21 protein-coding genes are annotated in these 17,591 nt (G+C 50.0%); 6 read left to right on the top strand and 15 right to left on the bottom strand.

Features of this window, described 5'->3' with window-relative positions; genetic code table 11:
• Positions 1 to 207 (top strand): hypothetical protein (locus M3650_RS23020; protein ID WP_251578155.1); only part of this gene is annotated, 207 nt, incomplete at its 5' end.
• A 213-nt stretch (positions 208 to 420) separates the two neighbouring features.
• Here the strand turns inward: M3650_RS23020 and M3650_RS23025 are convergent.
• Positions 421 to 1,311: a hypothetical protein gene (locus M3650_RS23025; protein ID WP_251578157.1), complete on the bottom strand. Its 891-nt coding sequence runs from the start codon at positions 1,309 to 1,311 to the stop codon at positions 421 to 423.
• Between the two features lie 117 nt (positions 1,312 to 1,428).
• Here M3650_RS23025 and M3650_RS23030 point away from each other — a divergent pair, with 117 nt between their 5' ends.
• On the top strand, positions 1,429 to 1,821 hold the full coding sequence (locus tag M3650_RS23030) for a YgzB family protein (protein ID WP_251578159.1): 393 nt from the start codon (positions 1,429 to 1,431) through the stop codon (positions 1,819 to 1,821).
• A gap of 139 nt (positions 1,822 to 1,960) precedes the next feature.
• On the opposite strand, the gene M3650_RS23035 is transcribed toward M3650_RS23030, so the two are convergent.
• The 14 genes from M3650_RS23035 to uptA all read right to left on the bottom strand — a co-directional run bounded on the left by M3650_RS23035 (position 1,961) and on the right by uptA (position 15,253).
• Complete coding sequence (locus M3650_RS23035) at positions 1,961 to 3,730, bottom strand: glycosyl hydrolase family 18 protein (RefSeq protein WP_251578161.1); 1,770 nt, start codon at positions 3,728 to 3,730, stop codon at positions 1,961 to 1,963.
• A 124-nt stretch (positions 3,731 to 3,854) separates the two neighbouring features.
• The gene (gene perR, locus M3650_RS23040; RefSeq protein WP_251578163.1) at positions 3,855 to 4,292 is read right to left on the bottom strand and encodes a peroxide-responsive transcriptional repressor PerR; all 438 of its coding nucleotides are present in this window, start codon (positions 4,290 to 4,292) and stop codon (positions 3,855 to 3,857) included.
• A 142-nt stretch (positions 4,293 to 4,434) separates the two neighbouring features.
• Positions 4,435 to 5,625 (bottom strand): DUF4097 family beta strand repeat-containing protein, encoded by a 1,191-nt coding sequence (locus M3650_RS23045; RefSeq protein WP_251578165.1) that lies wholly within the window; start codon positions 5,623 to 5,625, stop codon positions 4,435 to 4,437.
• A gap of 63 nt (positions 5,626 to 5,688) precedes the next feature.
• The gene (locus M3650_RS23050; protein WP_233698243.1) at positions 5,689 to 6,366 is read right to left on the bottom strand and encodes a hypothetical protein; all 678 of its coding nucleotides are present in this window, start codon (positions 6,364 to 6,366) and stop codon (positions 5,689 to 5,691) included.
• Between the two features lie 27 nt (positions 6,367 to 6,393).
• Entirely contained in the window at positions 6,394 to 6,966 is a 573-nt protein-coding gene (locus M3650_RS23055) for an RNA polymerase sigma factor (RefSeq protein ID WP_251578167.1), read from the bottom strand.
• A gap of 369 nt (positions 6,967 to 7,335) precedes the next feature.
• Positions 7,336 to 7,797, bottom strand: a complete 462-nt coding sequence (locus M3650_RS23060; RefSeq protein WP_251578169.1) for a GNAT family N-acetyltransferase — start codon at positions 7,795 to 7,797, stop codon at positions 7,336 to 7,338.
• Between the two features lie 186 nt (positions 7,798 to 7,983).
• Positions 7,984 to 9,426: an Asp-tRNA(Asn)/Glu-tRNA(Gln) amidotransferase subunit GatB gene (gene gatB / locus M3650_RS23065; RefSeq protein WP_251578171.1), complete on the bottom strand. Its 1,443-nt coding sequence runs from the start codon at positions 9,424 to 9,426 to the stop codon at positions 7,984 to 7,986.
• A 17-nt stretch (positions 9,427 to 9,443) separates the two neighbouring features.
• The gene (gatA, locus tag M3650_RS23070) at positions 9,444 to 10,901 is read right to left on the bottom strand and encodes an Asp-tRNA(Asn)/Glu-tRNA(Gln) amidotransferase subunit GatA (RefSeq protein ID WP_251578173.1); all 1,458 of its coding nucleotides are present in this window, start codon (positions 10,899 to 10,901) and stop codon (positions 9,444 to 9,446) included.
• 23 nt (positions 10,902 to 10,924) lie between these two features.
• Positions 10,925 to 11,212 (bottom strand): Asp-tRNA(Asn)/Glu-tRNA(Gln) amidotransferase subunit GatC, encoded by a 288-nt coding sequence (gene gatC, locus M3650_RS23075; protein WP_019421721.1) that lies wholly within the window; start codon positions 11,210 to 11,212, stop codon positions 10,925 to 10,927.
• Positions 11,213 to 11,415: 203 nt separating this feature from the next.
• Positions 11,416 to 11,793 (bottom strand): hypothetical protein, encoded by a 378-nt coding sequence (locus M3650_RS23080; RefSeq protein ID WP_019421720.1) that lies wholly within the window; start codon positions 11,791 to 11,793, stop codon positions 11,416 to 11,418.
• A 135-nt stretch (positions 11,794 to 11,928) separates the two neighbouring features.
• On the bottom strand, positions 11,929 to 13,161 hold the full coding sequence (locus M3650_RS23085) for a M24 family metallopeptidase (RefSeq protein ID WP_251578175.1): 1,233 nt from the start codon (positions 13,159 to 13,161) through the stop codon (positions 11,929 to 11,931).
• Between the two features lie 268 nt (positions 13,162 to 13,429).
• Positions 13,430 to 14,056 carry an MBL fold metallo-hydrolase gene (locus tag M3650_RS23090; protein WP_019421718.1) on the bottom strand — a complete coding sequence of 209 codons (627 nt, stop codon included), beginning with the start codon at positions 14,054 to 14,056 and terminating at the stop codon, positions 13,430 to 13,432.
• A gap of 22 nt (positions 14,057 to 14,078) precedes the next feature.
• Complete coding sequence (locus M3650_RS23095) at positions 14,079 to 14,645, bottom strand: thioredoxin family protein (protein WP_251578177.1); 567 nt, start codon at positions 14,643 to 14,645, stop codon at positions 14,079 to 14,081.
• Entirely contained in the window at positions 14,642 to 15,253 is a 612-nt protein-coding gene (uptA, locus tag M3650_RS23100; protein WP_233698301.1) for an undecaprenyl phosphate transporter UptA, read from the bottom strand. The genes M3650_RS23095 and uptA overlap by 4 nt, the downstream gene beginning before the upstream one ends.
• 195 nt (positions 15,254 to 15,448) lie before the next feature.
• Between uptA and M3650_RS23105 the strand changes: the two genes are divergently transcribed.
• The 4 genes from M3650_RS23105 (at position 15,449) to M3650_RS23120 (ending at position 17,587) form a co-directional block, all read left to right on the top strand.
• Positions 15,449 to 15,901, top strand: a complete 453-nt coding sequence (locus tag M3650_RS23105) for a cupredoxin domain-containing protein (RefSeq protein ID WP_251578181.1) — start codon at positions 15,449 to 15,451, stop codon at positions 15,899 to 15,901.
• A 94-nt stretch (positions 15,902 to 15,995) separates the two neighbouring features.
• Positions 15,996 to 16,307, top strand: a complete 312-nt coding sequence (locus M3650_RS23110) for a hypothetical protein (RefSeq protein ID WP_019421714.1) — start codon at positions 15,996 to 15,998, stop codon at positions 16,305 to 16,307.
• Complete coding sequence (locus tag M3650_RS23115; RefSeq protein WP_251578183.1) at positions 16,304 to 16,444, top strand: hypothetical protein; 141 nt, start codon at positions 16,304 to 16,306, stop codon at positions 16,442 to 16,444. The genes M3650_RS23110 and M3650_RS23115 overlap by 4 nt, the downstream gene beginning before the upstream one ends.
• 189 nt (positions 16,445 to 16,633) lie before the next feature.
• Complete coding sequence (locus M3650_RS23120; protein WP_251578185.1) at positions 16,634 to 17,587, top strand: D-2-hydroxyacid dehydrogenase; 954 nt, start codon at positions 16,634 to 16,636, stop codon at positions 17,585 to 17,587.
• Positions 17,588 to 17,591 lie beyond the last annotated feature (4 nt).

The raw sequence follows: 17,591 nt of genomic DNA on the forward strand, positions 1-17,591 counted from the left end.
GCCAGGATCAAACTCTCCGTTAAAGTTAGTTTGACTTGCTCATGTATTGCTGACGAGGTTGTTAACCTCTATTACACAAACGTTTCACTCGTTGTTCAGTTTTCAAAGAACAATCTTCATTCCAGCGAAGCTTGCTGCTTCAAGGCCTTTCAAGCCTCAATCTCACTCGCTTCATCAAGTCGCTTTGTTCAGCAGCGACTCTTATAATATATCATGTTCACCGTTTCAAAGTCAAGCATTTTTCATAACTTTTTTTCAGCCTCTTTCAAAGCGTAAGTTTTAAAAAGTTGCTCTCTCAAGAAGGGCGAGTATTAATGTATCACATATTCACTTTGAGAGTCAACAGTTATTTCAGAAAAAATAAAAAGCTACATTGTTGCCAAATGTAGCTTCAGCTTCACACCCTATTGTGCTCTGCATTTATCCAACCCATTCATAAGCTTGCACGTTGCCCAAATTCCCATATGGCGTCGTGTGCTCCACCAACTTCTCATCAAGATATCCACGGTGAACGAGCTTCTTCAACAGCGTCGGCAAGTATTTCCCCAGCCACTTGAACTCGGCATGCTGCATAATGTTCGCCATCGGCACAGGGCCCTGAGCTTGCTTTATCCATTCCAATAACGGCGCACAGCTTTCCGTAATCTTCGACGACAATGAAAATTCACAAGCTAGCAGCGCAAGCTGAATCCGCTGCGACATGGATTCCGAACTCATCGTAAACTCTTCGTACATCTTATACACGCCTAAATTAAGACATTTGACTTGCTGCCATAATGCAGCACGCGGCATTTCCCCCTGTTCCATAACAACAAGGCGCGCCCAGTAATAAAATGCTTGATCTACATAGCGGTGAGCATCGAGCATGTAATCCATCTGTAAAAAATGCTTCGCCTGAGTGTGAGAATCCAGAAAACAAGCATACGTCTTCATATACTCCAGGTGTGCCGATGCCTTCTTGTGCTCCTCAAGCCGTTTCCGCCATGCAGTTAGCGTACCGCTGCGATCTACTATAATATCCGCTCGTCCAAAGGAAGATATAAATGGCTGAACTTCTATAGATGTAATCCACTCTTCCCACTCATCAGGATGAACGCAGGTCCAACGTGTAACAGACCGCTCTTCGTTCGAAACTTGAATTGCATGATAAGGATGAGACGGACACTCTTCGTCGATAACCAGTATGTAACAGTCCCATTCGGTATGCTCATGCATTTCTCCGTCAAGCTGATTGCGCTTAAGGACAAGAACACCGCTCACGCTTGCCGCACCGGACAATTGGTCAATTGAGTCATCTATTACTTGTTTCATTCTCTATCCCACGCTTTTTGGCTTTCTTTTACATCGAATGATAGTTTATAATTCTACATAGAATCTCTCTTTCCTTCTAATTCAAAAACATTTTCATACACGATTGGGGGGGCTGCAATGAAACATCGTATTTTCAGAACGAGCAAAATTAACGAGTTCCGTCTTTGGGGTCTTGTCCTTACTCTAGCCGGTATGGGAATGATGGTGCTTGGCACTGCAGGAATTTTAATGTGGGGCTTGCAGGGTAGAGCCTTTGCCGGAGTATTCATGGTCCTCGGCATGATCGTGCTGCTTGGCAGCGTGGCCATTTACTTCTGGGCAGGGATGCTCTCTACTAGCGCAGTCGTGCTGCAATGTCCGGAATGCGGACGCCAGACCAAAATGCTTGGCAAAACGGATCGTTGCATGTTCTGCCGGACCATCCTGACGCTGGATCCTGACAAGGCAACTGCCGAACCGTCACTCGAAGACAATGAAGTTCAAGCATCACAATTGGAAGAGAGCAAATAGAAACAACAAGTGTACAGCATACATAACCAATGTACACAGACCGTTCAACACATTCACATTCACGTGAACGTTGGGCCGTATTAGTGAAGCCGCCTGCATATGAGCAGACGGCTTTCTTATTTGATAAAGGATTATAAAGTTATGACGCCGGGTACCGTAGCGCGTTCCATATATCCGAATCGGCAAAGCTGCGTGCCCAGACTGCGATTCCACCCAATCCAAGCTGCTGCGCAAGCACAATCCGCGAGCGAACAGAGCGCTCATCTTCAATCCATATTTTTTTTACGACGCCATCCTCTTTGAACTCGACATAGTTTTGACCGGTTTGCTCCGAGAAAACAGGCTTCAGCTTCTGCTCCTGCAGCAGTTCTTGAATCGTTCGCATGCCAACCGACTTGGAGCTTACCTTCGTTTCTCCATTCTTCACTTCTTCCGTCCATATTCTCGTATACAGAGGCATTCCGAGCACCAGCTTGTGTGCCGGCACTTTATCTTCTTCCATTATACGAGATACAGATTGCTCCACCCATGGTAAAGAAGCGACTGAGCCCGCGATGGGGCTTGCTGCCCAATGTTCATCGTAAGCCATGACCATCATGAAATCTACGACCTCACCAAGCTTTTCCCTGTCTAAAAATTGCGACCAGCGACCACTGCTCGACTTGGCGGTAACGTCTATGGAGACGACTAAGCCTTGAGCATGCATTCGAGGTGTCAGCTCCCGCACGAATTGCGTTAATTGATCCCGATCTTCCACATTTACGTTCTCATAATCAAGATTAATTCCATCGACCTGATATTGCTCCGCCAATCGCAGCAACTGTTCAATCGTCCGGCTTCGTCTTTCAAATGTAGACAATGCTTCCGTCGTACGCTCCGGCTCGAAGCTGTTGCTGTACAGTGCCCATACCTCTTTGTCATTGCGGCGAGCCCAATTGCTCAGCCTTAGATCACCCTTGCTCTGAACGTTCCCTTCATCATCAGCTAAGCTGAACCACGTGGGGCTAATTACGTTCGTTCCAGGCATGGACGGCAGCTTCGCCGGATCCGGATTGCGAGAATATACAGCTTCCCACGCGAGACTGACAGATTTCTTCTCCTCTACGAATCGCGGCTTCGGTGCCGGTTTCACATCTGGAACTACGTTTTTATCCGTGTACTGTACATCCTTCTTCGGCAAGTAACCAAAAGCTCCTCCATCTGCTTCGACATATACCCACTCATCGCGTTCTTTCCATATTGTCAGCTCCGATCCGCCAGACAACTTCTGTACGATGGCCGAGCGTTTATCCGCTTCTTGTCTCATCGTAACCATATCATCCGCATTCTTCTGCTCGGCGATTACGCCTGCCTGCAAGCTTTGCCCGGGAAAACGAAGCTGTACGGCCCCATTGGAAGGATACTGCTTGGCTTGAAGTCCATACATTACTTGAAGCACGCCGACAGGAACATACACATCTCCGTCTATACTTACCGCAGCCGCATCCCAATTTTTCGTTCTCCCGTTCCATGTTCCTTTTGACTGTTCGAGCTGAAGCGAGGCCACATCTTTCGCACTAGTCAATATAACCGTGTCCGATGCTGCCTCATAGACGATCGGAAGCTTCTTCTGCAGCGCTTCTAGCGGTATTAGCAGCTTTTCCCCGCGCCCCTTCGTACCATAACCGCTCCACGCTCCGTTCCATGTGAGCGGCTGCTCCACTTTAGACATGTCCGATTCTGCAATCTCGTTATTCGGCCACCATCCATCAAGTCCCTTCCATATACTGACGGTAAGTATGCCGATCCCAATCAAAATAAACAAGCACCCGCCGCAACCCCGTTTCTTCTTTGTAGATCGGGTCGTCCTGCCGTATGGCTGCTCAGAACGATTGTGCGGAACGCTTGGCCGCCTCCCTCTGTTTCCCATAATGTCGTCACTCCTGCTCCCCTGTTTGTCTTGATAAAGATCGTGTATAAAATATAAAAAGCGCGCAAGCAAATAAATGCTGCGCGCATGGTTCATTTCTACATAATCATAGCGAAAGGCTTCTCTACTTGCTGGAAGCTGATTCCGCACAAGCTTGACATACTCCGTACACTTCCATACGGTGGCCTCGTACGACAAAGCCAGTCCGTTCCGCCGCCGTCTGCTCCACTGATTCCAAATAAGGTATGGAGAAGTCAACGATCTTACCGCATTGCTCACAGATGGCATGGTAATGGTCTGACACGTCCGCATCAAAGCGACTAGAACTATCCCCATAAGTCAATTCACGAACGAGCCCGGCCTCGATAAACAACTTCAAGTTGTTATAGACCGTAGCGACGCTCATGCTCGGGAATCTCGGTTCGAGCGCTCGATATATTTCATCCGCTGTCGGATGAGTCATAGCATCCATCAAATAGGCTAGAATTGCATGTCTCTGTGGCGTGATGCGTACTCCGGACATTTTTAATTGCTCCAATGCATTTTGAACCCGCGTTTTCATCCTGTCCACCGCCTTCTACGCTCACATTGTAAAGATTCGGGAATTCAAATCGTACATTGTAACGATTATCAGAAAATAATTTCTATATGTCCATTGTACGGGGAAGTTCTTTTTGTTGTCAATGCTAATATATGACGCACAGTTAACGTTTTAATATGCTAATATCTCCGTTTGTCTCCAAAGATAACTGAAAGGCTCCATTTCCTAATGAACCCTCCACTTTATTGTCCATTACATCGAGTGGAAAATTCGTATCGACATCGCCGAATAGATTGGTTGCAACGATGTGTACATTCGCATCCTCTGGAATCCGTATCATCGAATCTCCCGCCAAGCTCTGCAGCTTCCAGTCACCTTCAATGACGTCAGACTCAACGAGCAAGTCGCCGCTCAATGTCTCAGCTTGGATACCGCGCGCGGCTTGGTTTATCTCGATATCTCCATTCTTCGTCTCTGTTATTATGTCTCCGTTTATATCATTTAGGTAGACATTGCCGTGCAATGTAGTAGCGTGCACATCACCCTGGACTTGCTTAACGAAAACATCGCCGTTCAATGTATCCGTCAGAGCGGGTCCCGAGATATCTTGAAGCTGAACAACTCCATTCTTCGTCTTAGCTTCGACCCCACCATTCATTTGTTCGATGCGAATGTCTCCGTTACTGGATTGAACATGCGTCTTCCAAGTTAATGTCTCCGGAACCGTAACGATAATATCCATACGTACTTGCTGTTGATTATTTACATTCCGGGCGGGCACGCCTTCAATCATCAGCTTCTTGTCCGGTATGAGTGTCTTTATTTGTGTACGTGATTTATCGGCAAGAAGTTGCGCATCTTCACGACTTGCACCGTCCACGACGACGGTCGTCTCCACTTCCACCTCGGCGGCGGCTGAGGAACGAATGTATACATTGCCAATATTATTGCGTACGACTAGTTGTTCCACACGGTTGGAAATGGGATGCGTCTGTTTGGGCTGCTTAAATGGAATTCCTTCACCCTTGGTCATTTCCTTCATCATGGAGAAATCAAATTGAATGCTTCTGACCCAATCACGGAATAAAGCCGGCTGTGATACGGTGAACACTGATATTGTAATGAATATGGCGACAAACATACCTAGCCAATCCATCTTCCATTGTCGTTTGCCGTCTTTATCCTTATGGCGCATTCCAAACCATATATATTCTACACCCCACAGCACGAAGATAAGAGGCCACCACAGGAGCAGCTGGTTCATGCTGTGAAATCCGAACAACTGGTCCATCAGCAGCATGCAACCTACCGTAACAAGCAAGAGCGATGCGGTAAATCGACCCACCTTAAACACTGAAGTCCAACTCCTTACGTCCTGCTAGAGGTTGTTCAAAAAAAACTTTTTGAACACATTCTTTTAACGTCTTTTTCTCGATTCTTTTACCAACAAGAAAATCCCTCCGCCTATGAGCACCGCTGCTCCGGCATAGGAACCCGCATAGGTGAAGAACCATCGCAGCCACACCGGATCAACCGTGAACAGCAGCATGATGAATCCCCCGAACAGAAGGAGCAATCCGAGCCAAGGTCCTTGGCGCACATGTTCTGTCGTTCCGTACATCGCTTGATGATTAACCCTCTCTGTACTTTGCAGCGCATCAAATAAGTTAAAGAAATAAATAACAGGGAGCATTAAAGCAAGCAGCACAATCAGAGGTACATTTACTTTCGCATCGACGGCAGAAAAATATACGATTGCTACAATATCGAGCGCCAACAGCATAATGATAATTAATCCCCGCTGCATTAACCCTAAATAGAAATGCCCTACCCCAGGAAAAATAAATGAGAGCAGCGACGCGACGAACTTACTCTTCTTCGGGGGCATCGTCCCATACATCGGCGGGACTGGGGGTACCGGCGGCATCTCATTATAAGGGGGAACATCTCTGCGTCCTTGATGAGAGCGACGCATCCGTTCCAAATAGGCCATGCGACGCCGGAGAAACTGTTCTTCCTGCTCATTGCCTAACTTATCATCTTGATCATTATTGTTCTGCGGGTTGTTGAATCCTTTACGTTCCGTATCTTCCATCTTCATCCCTCCTCATAACACCCCTGCTCAAAACACCCCTGCTCCAACGCTTTCTGTCCATTTGCGCTTAAAGAGCGTCTTGGCACGGTACAGTCGAGTTTCCACCGTTCTTACGGGCATTTCCAGCATTTCGGCTATTTCGGCATACGTGCGCTCCCGCATATGATAAAGCTCCATTACCATCCTATATTTATCGGGCAGCGAGCGCAGCGTACGGCGCACTTCTTCGCAACATTCCCGCTTCATTACTTGTTCTTCCGGCATTTCCGATACATCATGGAATTGTAGAGACACGACATGGTACGGCTCCAACCGTTCCACCTGGCCTCCTTTATGCTGCCTGCGTATTGAATCAATGAGTTGATTTTTCGTTAATCGATAAAGCCATGTCGTAAATTTAGAATCCCCGCGAAAGGTATGCAGATGGCGATAGGCTTTCACCAACACTTCTTGTGCAATATCCTCCGCTAAAAAACGATCTTGAATCGTTCGACAAATACACGTTAACACAAAGGGACGGTGTCTTTCCACCATTATACGCATTGCTTCCTCATTGCCTTCCAATACATGCTGCACCAGCAGCTCATCCGATTGTTTCATCAGCTCACGATACACGTTACGTCGACTTCCTTTCCTCCACTGCCCAAGGTAGGCCTTTTCACTCTCGCCATACCGTACTAATTTGCTTATCTCTATTGTACGTTGGAGTAAGAAACGAAAGAAACCTTCCTGAGTCTAGGAAGGTTTCACCGACTTTAGTCTAGGCTGCCGTATGCTGACGACGGGGAGACTTGAAGCAGAATCGAGTTCGGGCCCAAGAGCAAAGTATTAGTGCGTGTTCAAAAAGGACCCTTTTCAGCACTGAGAAGTATAAGTTCTCGCAAGAAAACCGCATCGGAAGCATTCGCTAGCGAAACTGCATGAGCACCTAAAATAATGGTCAAAAGGGGGCTTTTAGAACAACTTCTATTACTCGAAGGTCATTACTTTCTCCAAATGGCGAAGCCATACACCTGATGCTATTTCCTCATCGCGCACTGCCCGAAAGCCTTCACGTTCATACAGCTTCAACGCAGGCAGATTACGGACACCTGTAGCAATGCGAAATATCGACATCTGGGGGCATTGAAGCGCAAACTTTAATAGCTCTGAGCCGATTCCTTGCCTGAAATGATCGGGACGCACCATCAAACGGCAAATATCCATAATCGTGGGCGTAACCATTTCATAAGACAAGGCGCCGACTAATTCAACACCATCCCACCAGCCGTAGAACTTTTCAACCGTCTGCCGCAAGTCCTCGATCGTGTCCATCAGCGGTGGAATCCGATCAAAGCCGAGAATGTCCGCTTCGATGCGGTAAGCCAGCTGCTGCAGGTACCAGAGCTGTTCCAGCGTCTCCTCATCATTCATCTCCAACTGCTTAATCATGACCACACCTCCGTCCTTGCTCCGAATTCGTGTTCAAAAGGGGAGCTTTTCGAACAGCCTCTCCAATGAATTATTGAGCAAAAAGCGGAACATCCGCCGTATCCTTCCATCTGTGAAAAGGAATGAACACAGCCAGTTGTTCCGCTCTTGCAGATGCTTATCTTGTTGACCGCTACTCGATCAGTGTTACGCCTGCTTTAAGCAATCGACAAGAAGTTGATTGACAAGCCCCGGATTGGCTTTCCCTTTAGTCTCCTTCATAACTTGACCGACGAGAAATCCGATTGCTTTTTCCTTGCCTGCACGATAATCTTCAACAGATTGCGGGTTCTTCGCAATAATTTGTTCTACGATCGCTTTAATTGCGCCTTCATCGCTAATTTGAACGAGACCTTTCTCTTCCACAATAACTTGCGGAGATTTACCGGACTCCAGCATTTCCTTAAACACCGTCTTTGCAATCTTGCTGCTGATCGTCCCTTTTTCGATTAACCCAATCATCTCGCCCAAGCCTTGTCCGTTCAGCTTCACGGCATCGATTTCGATTCCGTTGCCATTTACATATCCGAGCAACTCACCCATAATCCAGTTCGCCACCGCTTTGGCATCCTTCGTATATTGAAGGCTTTCTTCAAAGAGATCGGCCAGCTTCTTGGAGGAAGTAATCCCTTCCGCGTCGTATGCGGACAAGCCATATTCGGCTGTGTACCGTGCTTTGAGAGCATCCGGCAGTTCCGGAATAGAGGCACGCACACGCTCTTTCCATTCGTCATCGATATGAAGCGTAACGAGATCCGGGTCTGGGAAATAGCGATAATCGTGTGCTTCTTCCTTGCTGCGCATAGACAGCGTGCGTCCTTGCGCTTCATCCCAGCGGCGGGTTTCTTGAACGACAAGGCCGCCCTCATCCAATATATCTGCTTGGCGTTCTTCCTCATATTCCAATCCCCGCTGCACGCCACGGAACGAGTTCATATTCTTAAGCTCGGCCTTCGTGCCAAGCTCCTTCTGTCCGTGAGGACGCAAGCTGATGTTGGCATCACAGCGCAGTGAGCCTTCCTCCATCTTCACATCGGACACGTCGCAGTACTGCATAATGGCCTTCATTTTCTCCAAGTAAGCTTTCGCTTCTTCAGGAGAACACAGCTCAGGCTCTGACACGATCTCGACCAGCGGCGTACCGACGCGGTTAAAGTCAACCAACGAAGCGTAACCTCCATCAACGTGTGTCAGCTTTCCTGCGTCTTCCTCCAGATGCAGGCGATTGATGCCGATACGCTTCGTCTCGCCATTCACTTCAATATCAATCCAGCCGTTCTCTCCGATTGGCTTGTCATACTGCGAAATCTGATATGCCTTCGGCGAATCAGGGTAGAAATAGTTTTTACGGTCGAATTTGCTGACCGACGCAATCTCGCAATTGAGCGCCATCGCAGCTTTCATCGCGTATTCCACCGCTTGGCGGTTCAATACCGGCAGGACGCCGGGATGCCCCAAGCAAATCGGGCAAGTATGCGTGTTCGGCGGGGCTCCGAATTCCGTGGAGCAGCCGCAAAAAATTTTCGAGTTGGTATGCAGCTCGACGTGCACTTCCAAGCCGATAACCGTTTCATATTTTGCACTCGGCATGTCTCAAACCTCCTCAATTACAGCTGCGGACGCAGCTTATGGTACTCGGTGTGCTGCTCGAACGCATGGGCTGCGCGAAGCACGGTCGTCTCTTGGAACGCCTTGCCGATGAGCTGCAATCCGACCGGCAAGCCGTCTGCCAAGCCACACGGTATGCTTATCGCAGGCACTCCTGCCAAGCTGACTGGAATCGTCAAAATATCATTCAAGTACATGGCAAGCGGATCATCAATTTGCTCACCCAGGCGGAACGCCGTCGTCGGCGCAGTAGGTCCAAGCAAAATATCGTATTGGTTAAACGCTTCATCAAAATCTTGTTTGATGAGCGTACGCACTTTCTGGGCTTTCAAATAATACGCATCATAATAGCCGGAGCTGAGCGCGTAGGTTCCTAGCATAATGCGGCGCTTCACTTCCGGACCGAAGCCTTGGCTCCGTGACTCGTGATACAGCTGCAGCAGGTTGTCTGGATTGTCCGCGCGCACACCGTAGCGAACGCCATCGAAGCGCGCCAAGTTGGACGAGGCTTCGGATGAAGCCAGCAAGTAGTACGTCGCTACCGCATAATCGGTATGCGGCATGGACACTTCTTCCCACGTCGCGCCTAAGCTCTCGAATACGTTCAATGCGGCTAGCACAGCTTCTTTCACCTTCGGGTCGACGCCTTGTCCAATGTATTCCTTCGGCACGCCGATGCGCAGACCTTTCACGTCACCAGTGAGCGCCTCCGCGTATTCAGGAATAGAGACATCAGCCGAAGTAGAGTCCATCTTGTCATAACCCGCGATCGCTTGCAGCACATGAGCAGCATCCTCAACGCTTCTCGTCAACGGGCCAATCTGGTCAAGCGAGGACGCAAACGCCACCAAGCCAAAGCGCGATACGAGGCCGTATGTAGGCTTGAGCCCGACGACACCGCAGTAGGAGGCCGGCTGACGAATGGAACCGCCCGTATCCGAACCGAGCGCGAAGCTCACCTGTCCTGCGGCAACGGCTGCAGCGGAACCGCCACTGGATCCGCCCGGCACACGTTCCAAGTCCCAAGGATTGCGCGTGCTCTTGAAGGCGGAGTTCTCATTGGAACCGCCCATTGCAAATTCGTCCATATTCAGCTTGCCGATTGTAACGACTTGCGCGTCTCTCAGCTTGCGAGAGACGGTTCCATCATAAATAGGATTATAATTGTCCAAGAAGCGACTTGCACAAGTCGTGCGCAGTCCCACGGTCACGATGTTATCTTTAATACCGGCCGGTACACCAGCCAGAATATCGACGGCTTCTCCTTGTGCGATGCGGCCGTCAGTAAGGCTTGCCTGCTCGTGAGCGCCTTCCTCATTCAGAGTAAGGAACGCTTGCACGCGCTCATCCGTCTCAGCGATGCGTCGATACGACGCGTCCGCCAATTCGGAAGCAGACAGCTTGCGATCCGTTAAAGCTTGCTTTAATTCCGATATAGACATCTCAAGTGGCGTCAATGCGGATATCCTCCCTTATCACTTCATTCCAATACGGCCGGAACTTTAAATTGTCCGTCTTCTTCCTCCGGTGCGTTAGCCATTACTTTCTCTATCGGTAACGATGGACGAACTTCATCCTCACGCATCACGTTCCGAATCGGCAGAACATGCGTCGTCGGCGAGACGTCATCCGTATTTAATTCGTTCAACTTCTCCGCATACTTCAGTATAGCGTTCAGTTGTTCCGTATAGCGTTCTTTCTCTTCGTCGCTCAAATTGAGTCTTGCCAACTTGGCGACGTGTTCAACGTCCTGTACGTGGATGCTCATCGGCAACATGCTCCTCCTTGCGCCATCATGGCCAAATTCATCCCTTTATTATAGCTTAGAAGGGCATTCAACTCAACGCGCGATTCCGTTAATGCGGCGCTGTTATCAAGGCGCTTCTGATCGCCCTGGATCCAAGCGCTGCCAATCCACAAAAAAACACCGATGCACCAGATGAGATCCAGTGCTCGGTGTTCGGTTCTTCATTAAATCCAAGCGCGTAAATTCACTTGGCGTACAAACTCTTCCTGAGACAAAGCTTCTTGAACCTGCTCTTCTTCCTCTTCCGCAGTATCACCGTTCATGATGCGGCGGAACAAAGATTCATTGCGGGTCGCAAGGGCATAATCGATAAGAGCTTCCCGTTCGATGCGGTCCGCTTCCTGCTGCAGCAGCAGGTCTTCTTGTTCGACATCAGATGCCGGCACGAAGAAGTTGCGGTTTGCTTTCGGAACCCGGATGACGTAATCGAATGCGTTATCCGCATTGCGGTCATGGGCAATGATATAGCCATATTCCCCGATAGGCAAATGTTGTTCGAAACGGTCGGCTACAATAACTACCTTCTCTCCCAAATGCAGCATTGTCCATGCCTCCCATCCGTATGCTGTTTTTACTATGGTACTAAAATTTATGGGTCCTGTAAATGTATACGCACTGCTCTGGCGAATAGATACTACTATATTACGATAAACGATATGAAAAGTTTCCCCTCCCGGCTACTGCGGAGCTGGAATGGAAATCAATCCTCCCGGCGCCGTCGTCAACCGGTTATATCCAGTCTCTGTAATCAGATATGTATCCTCGATTCCGACTACGCCGCGGCCTGGAAATGTAAATTTGGGTTCAATCGCGATGACCATTCCCGCTTGGAGCGGCTGCCTGAAGCCGCGGGCCAGAACAGGCCATTCATCGATTTCCATCCCGATGCCGTGACCGAGAAATCTCACTTGATCTGCCCCAAAGCCCATAAAATGATCAGACAAGCCGTAATTCCGCGCCATTTCCAGCGCGTCGGCATACAGCGTCTCACAAACGATACCGGGCTTCAAACGCTCTTCCGCCGCCCGCAATATAGCTTCAGAAGCCTCATACGCCTGCTGAAGCTCATCATCGAGCTTCCCGATGACGATCGTGCGGGTCTGGTCGATAACGTATCCGTCAATGCAGCAGCCGATATCGACCAGAATCGGCTCATTGACAGCGATAACTTTGCGGCTCGAGCCTTGAGGACTGGCCGGCGTCAAGCCGCGCCCGCCCGCGGGACCGTCGAAATAGGTCGGCTCCGCTCCCGCTTCGCCAGACGCTACCATGCCTGTCACGAGCTCTTGATTGTAGCCGCGCATGCGAATCATGCCGATATGTCCCTGCATGCGGAAGGCATACTCAATATGAGCGATAAGCTCCAGCTCCATCATGCCCGGCCGCACGTAAGCAGCCGCCTGCTCCATAGCGTGATGCGCCGCTCGTGCCGCTGTCATGATGCGTTCAACTTCCCATGGCGATTTCACCATGCGCAGCTCGCGCAGCAGGAGAGACCCGTCGGTCCAAGTCACATTCGCGGGAAGAACCGCTTGAAGCCGCTCATACTGTTGAACGGGCAGCACATCATATTCCGTAGCAATGACAGCTGGCGCAATGCTGCCTTCAGCGCTTGAGAGCGGCCACACTGAAGGAAACTGTGCTGCGAGCGTCTCAGCGAACTGCCGGAACGAGCCAAGCGGCAGCACTGGAACACAAGCCTCCTCAATGGCGCGCGCAACACTTCGTTTTACGAAAAATACCGGTTCCTCGCTCTGTGGGATGAATAAATACCCCGTCTGCATCGACCCGGTAAAATAGTAGATATCTATATTTTGCGTGACAAGAAAGGCATTGATAGATTGTTCCTTCATGACCGATTGCAGCCGGGAAATCCGGCTTTCACATTCCTGCTTCATCATCGAAATCATAGGGTTCCCCTTCCTAACAGTCATCAACAATTATATTTAATCATACCACGAACGCCTGTCTCCGCCAACGGCCGACCGCCTTCGTTGGTCGCATTCGGGAACAAAAAAACGGCCCGTTCGAACCCCAAGGATCGACGAGCCGTGCTAGGATAGTTATCTTTTCATGCGTGTTCAAAAAGATCACCTTTCAGCACCGAGTAGTGCAAGTTTTCGTGAGAAAACCGCATCGGAAGCATTCCCGAAGAAGGAAATTTTTGAACAACCGCCTTTACACAAATGGATTATGTTCCTTCTCATAACCGATGGTAGTCACAGGTCCATGACCCGAATATACGGTGACGTCATCAGCTAACGGAAACAGCTTCCCATGGATGGACTGCAGCAGCTGCTCCATATTGCCGTCCCGCAAATCGGTGCGTCCCACGGACGTGCGGAACAGCACGTCTCCCGAGAAAAGATGCTTCTCATGCAGGAAACTGACGCTGCCCGGGGAATGACCCGGCGTATGCATAACATGGAAGGTATGTCCGATCAGTTCTACCGTCTGGCCGTCCTGCAGCAAATGCTCGGCAGGCTTCATCGACATCGGAGGCGACACCTGCGGCCACATTGTAGAGCCGTTCAACTCTGGCGTCGTAAGCCATTCCGCTTCCCGTTCATGTATGTACACCGGACAATCGCCATGTGCTTCTCGTACACGATCTACGCCCCCAATATGATCGAAATGGGCGTGCGTCAACAGTATGGCCTTGACAGAAACGCCCTTCAGCGCTTCCAGAAGCGGCTCCGGGTTCATCCCCGGGTCGATGACGATCGCTTCATTTGTCGTTTCATTCGTGAGCACATAGGCATTCGTCTGCACGGGTCCCAATGAATAACTTTGAATACGAAACATGATATACCTCCGCCTTAGATCATTACAGGGCGGACAGCAGCTCTCTCAATTCGGAAACAACGCGGGCATGATAAGCAGCGCTTTCACCGTATTGCTTCATCATCTGCTGTCTGACCACTTGAAGTTTGTCTTGATAATCCGATGCTTCACGATCCGGATTCGCTTGCTTAAATGCAACCATGTGCGCCTGAACATCACTTGGGCGAGGTCCCCATTGCCCCAGTACGTGCCCCCCGGTATCCGCAAAAATAACGATAGGAACCGAACGTCCACCCATCGTAAGAAATTCATCCATCACGTCAGGGAATTGCTCCATAATGAGCACTTCAGTCTGCATCTGCGCCGTCTCCAGCGCCCGGAACACGACCGGAACGTTGCGAACGACGTCTCCGCACCAGTCTGCCGCCAAGATAAGGCAACGGATATCGTCACGGAATTGGAGCGATTCGAAGTACGCTTTATCCTCTTCATTCGCCCATTCGAATTGCTCGTACCACGAGAGAAACGCCTCTTTGTTTTTTTGCATGCTATCGATGAATGCTTGTGGTGATATGCCTTTGCCTAGAACGCCAGCAACGTTTTTGCTCATTTCCGCTTCCCCGCCTTCTTCCTGGATTTAGTATATTTAATGACAACATACACGATAAGGATGGCTAACGCAACTAAAATGAACGGCTTTACATAAGGAGCTGCCGCTTCATTTATCGTCTCCCATTTGTCTCCGAGCACAAATCCTAAGTAGACGAAAAATATCGTCCACGGGATGACGGCCAATGTCGTAAGCACCGTAAAGCGCCATACCGGCATTCTGGCAATTCCGGCCGGAATCGAGATCGCATGCCGGACGACTGGAACGAACCGCGCGCTAAAAATGACCCCCGCTCCGTATTTTTGAAACCATTCCTCCGATTTGTCGATATGATGCTTGTTAATCAGTATGTACTTCCCGAAACGCTCCAGAAACGGTCTGCCTCCGTATCTCCCAATCCAGTACACAAAAAGCTGCGCAAGCACGCCGCCGATGACACCGAAAATAACAGCTTCAATAAAATTAATCTGCTGAGTCGAAACTAGAAATCCCCCGTACGCCAGCACAATCTCACTGGGAATAACCTCAATCATGAGCCCCAGCATAATTCCCCATTCCCCAAGCTGCTGCACCCAATTCAGCAGCGAACTGACTATTTGATGGATCATCTCCACGGCACGCTTCTCTCCTCTGTTTTTGTACCAGTTTATTCTACCATATGAGTGGACATGACTCCAACAGCTGGCATGACCCCCAAAGAAGCGGCATACATATGGACTAGCACGACTTGTACTAGGAATTGTCGAAGTCATCCGCATTTCATCTATTAAAAGTTCACTTCATTTAGAGGAGGTTGTGCAGTTATGTCCCGTTTTTGGGTAGTGTCCCGCAAGCAGTGGCGCCTAGGCGTCATTGCTGTCGTTGCCGTTATGGTTGCGGCTGCATTCTGGCGCTATGAGACGTTGCGGACGGAACGTGAGACTCAAGCCGCGGTACAGGCCGTACGCGTCATTCACATGGTTACCGGAGAATTCAAGACGAAGCTGGATAACGGTCAGGACATGGAAGTATACCGCTTCGATCCCGGTACCGTATTCGCCAATGACGGCGAGCGTGTAGAGCTGCGCATACGCGGCGTGAACGGCAATAAGCACGATTTCGTCATCGAAGGCCTGAACCTGCGCGGAACGGTGGAAAAAAACAAAGAAACGGTCGTGTCCTTTAATGCGAAGGAGGGGATATACCGTATCGTCTGTCTGACTCATTCCGATGCGAGCCACGAAGGCCCGATGATCGGCTATATCGTCGTCGATTAACATCAGAGGTCTCGCAATCAACTTGGGAAAGCAACCACAGGCCTCAATCCTGCATATGCTGTAGCATATCCGCAGGAAAGGAGCTTGTCACACGTTGAAAGCACCCAAAGAACGCCACGCCATGTCCCTCCCATCCGCGAGAAAGATTCGCCGCGCCTGCAACAATGAGTTGTATCGCACGGTAAAACGAATGAATGTCTGGATATCCGACGAGCTGATGAAGCAAGGGGAAGATTTGTATTACAAAAGGGTCATTGCCAATCTGATCTGGGTACACGAGAACGCGAATAACCGCAAGAAGCTTGCCGACTGGTTCGACGAAGCCGTTAGCGGCGCTCTCGCTGACCTGTGGAATGTGGATCGGACGAAGCTGTCTACTTGCTTCCGCCAATCCTTCGGCGGATGATTGACTTGAATGCAAGGCTGCCGCGCATCATTGTCCTGGCAGCCTTTTTTGCATGCGGTGGGCGCTTGTCCTTAGCGCTGTTCTTGTTGCTATGGTCGCTCTGTCTGCGACAGCCCCGTTGGAAAATATACAATTAAAGGTAGTGATTGATCGGCTGAATGGCATGTAGACTGTAATTTATAAAGTGGATCTGGCCGTTTTTCAGCGATTACAGTGGAATGTTGCTGTGAAACAGGAATTTCAAAGGTCGATGAGGAATTTGAACATTACACGTGTTTCAAAAGTGAAAAGCTCTATAAAGGAGCATAGGAGGAGGAGGAAGTCAGATGAGCAACATGATTTGCCTGCACGGATTAACGCCAGAACAAGAAGAGCGCATCCGCGCGGCGGCGCCGGAATGGAGCATCCTCTTCGGGCGGCCGAATGAGCTGGACCGAAGCGTCTACCGCGATGCGGAAGTCATTCTGGGCTGGTGCGGCACTGCCGCGGAGGAATGTCTTCAGCAGGATTCCAAGCTGCGTTGGGTTCAGCTATGGTCTTCGGGTGCGGACTACATGCCGTTTGCAGCACTGCAAGAGAAAGGGATCATGCTCACCGATGCCGGGGGCGTTCACCCTGTACCGATGGCGGAGACGGTGTTCGCGATGCTGCTTGCCTTCACGCGCGGGCTCCCATGGGCTATTCGCAATCAGCAGCAGCGCTCGTGGAATAAAGAGGGGCATTTCACCGAGCTGACAGGGAAGACGATAGGCATTATCGGAGTTGGCCATATCGGTACAGAAATTGCCCGCCTGGCCCAAGCGTTCGGCATGCGCGTTATCGGCGTACGCCGTTCGAAGCGATCGGCCCCATATGTCGAAGCTATTTATTCGCTTGAAGAGCTGGACAAGGTATTGGAAGAGAGCGACGTTGTCGTCAATGTACTGCCGAAGACGGACCGAACGCTCCGACTGTTCGACGAAGTGCGCTTTGCGGCAATGAAAGCAGGAGCATTGTTCATCAACGTCGGCCGCGGCACGACAGTCGAGACGGACGCGCTCGTGCGCTCCCTGCAGGAAGGCCATCTCGGCGGCGCCGGATTGGACGTGTTCGATATCGAGCCTTTGCCTGAGGATCATCCGTTATGGTCGATGGACAACGTCATCATCACCCCGCATATCGGCGGGAATACAGATCAGCTGAAGGAACGGGTGACGGCATTGTTTATCGAGAACTTGCAGACTTACCTCACTCAAGGCGAGCCAGCTCGCAACGTAGTCAATTACGATAACCAATATTAATGTG

Origin of the sequence: Paenibacillus sp. MER TA 81-3 (assembly GCF_023713585.1) — a bacterium.
In the GTDB taxonomy this organism is placed as follows: Bacteria; Bacillota; Bacilli; order Paenibacillales; family Paenibacillaceae; genus Paenibacillus_B; species Paenibacillus_B profundus.